Origin of the sequence: Pseudoalteromonas sp. SG44-1, from assembly GCF_014164315.1 — a bacterium.
Classification (GTDB): Bacteria; Pseudomonadota; Gammaproteobacteria; order Enterobacterales; family Alteromonadaceae; genus Pseudoalteromonas; species Pseudoalteromonas rhizosphaerae.
In genome coordinates this window covers 1-1,737 of the sequence record NZ_JACJEW010000157.1, presented here as the reverse complement: position 1 = coordinate 1,737, position 1,737 = coordinate 1, and the positions used below count along the sequence as shown (strand labels likewise).

Genomic DNA, 1,737 nt, shown 5'->3' with positions numbered 1-1,737 from the left:
AATCAGCTAAAAGCAGAAACAAGCTTTAATAAAGGCATGCCCGCAAAACAGAAAAAAGCTATGCGCAGTACAGGTTACCTTGAAAAGGTATTGAAATCATAGGCTTTTTTCATGCTCTTGCCCTGAGTATAACCCAGCCCTTGCACTTCAATGCGCGCCTCATCAATACCTGCTTGAGTGACTAAAATATTTTTTATAGCATCGGCTCGTCGCTCAGATAGTGCCATATTATAATCGTAATGACCCAGATCGCATGTATGGCCTGCCACTATAATTTTAAGCGATTCGTTGAGCTCAAACGCTTTTAAAACCGCTTCACTTTGCTGCAAAATAGCATCACGGTATTCATCGATTACCTGCTCACTATTAAGTGTAAACTGTGCTTTAATTACCACGTCTTTTACTATTTCTTTAGCACTTAAATGCTCAAAGTAATCGTTAGCAACCGTTTTATAATGCTGCTTAGATTGCATTAAATTAGGGATATTTGTACCAAATTGCTGCAACGTCGTTTGCCCAAGCGCTGCAATGTTTATGGTTAAGTCAGCTATATTGAGCGCATTGCCTGTTGCATCCATTGCCACCTTAGGAATGCCAAGCTTTTTACCTAAACTATTGTTATAACTTTCCATTGCAGCTGGTGTGTTCGCTGGTAAGCGCCACAGATTTTCTGCAAGTGCTTGCCTCCACCCCTCGGTTGTCATAGCAGCACGCGCACTGCGTAGCTTTTGCCACGCATCTTGCCCATCTTGCATCGCAAATACCGCGTCTAGGGTTGCTTGAATGGTTTTATCTGCTGTTTTATTTAAATGGGTATGAATTGCCTTGGCAATTTTACTGCCTAACACAAATTTACCATTAGTGGTAAAATTGCCGTTACTGGCACTGGCGGTTATATCAGTATTAACTAACCCGGCGGCGAGTTGTGCGCGGCCTTTAGCCACCGCCCAGCCATGGCAAAAACTCTCAAAGCCACTGGCTATTTTTATTGGTTCATCGCTCACTTTAGCGCGGCCAATTTCTTTACCATTTTCATCTTTTACACTGATGTTTTTTGGGTCGTAAGTGGCATGCTCGGTTTTTAAATCTTTGGCATAACTAATTAAGTGGCTATAAAAGCGCGGGAATTGCTTTATTATTGCCTCTTCAACCGAAAGCGGATCGCAATTAATTACATCAAACTCACCGGCTTCATTTTTTATATCAAATCGGATCATTTCGGCAAGTTCATAGTAATAATATGTGCCATCAAATTGAATAGATTTAGTACACCATCGCTCAGATTGTCCTTTAAATAGATATTCTTCAAGCTTTATTTTGATTCTATATAACCCTCTAGGTAGTTTCTTGTTAGTACCTGATATAACTGCTAAGTTAGTTTCACTGTCGAAAGTAGCAAATAAATCTTCACCCACAGGCGGTGACAAAGCAATATTTTGATCCGTAGAAAGAAGCGGGATGTTTGGATTAATACTTAATATTATCGCCCGTGTTTTAGCCAACACGTACGCTTGAATAGGCTGTTCTAAGTTGGTAATGAGGACTGTTTGTAGCTCTAATAACGGCGTATTTGAGCTACTGTAATTTTTAAATTATCAACAAACTCTTTCGCCCAGCCACTAGGGTTATTATTTGCAATAAGCCCTATAGACTCCATTGGCGGAATAATAATAGGTCGTTGATTAATAGCAGTGTATGAATGAAATGGCTGGCGTACGTCTAATGAGTCACTATTTA

The 1,737-nt window shown here is 40.1% G+C and carries 2 protein-coding genes; both read right to left on the bottom strand.

The annotated features are described in order from the left end of the window. Positions 1 to 74: 74 nt before the first annotated feature. A complete protein-coding gene (locus H5187_RS23370; protein ID WP_259401769.1) occupies positions 75 to 1,502 on the bottom strand; it encodes an OmpA family protein in 1,428 nt (475 codons plus the stop codon). 53 nt (positions 1,503 to 1,555) lie between these two features. Next, positions 1,556 to 1,737: hypothetical protein (locus tag H5187_RS24830; protein WP_259401768.1), on the bottom strand; the 182-nt coding region annotated here is incomplete at its 5' end.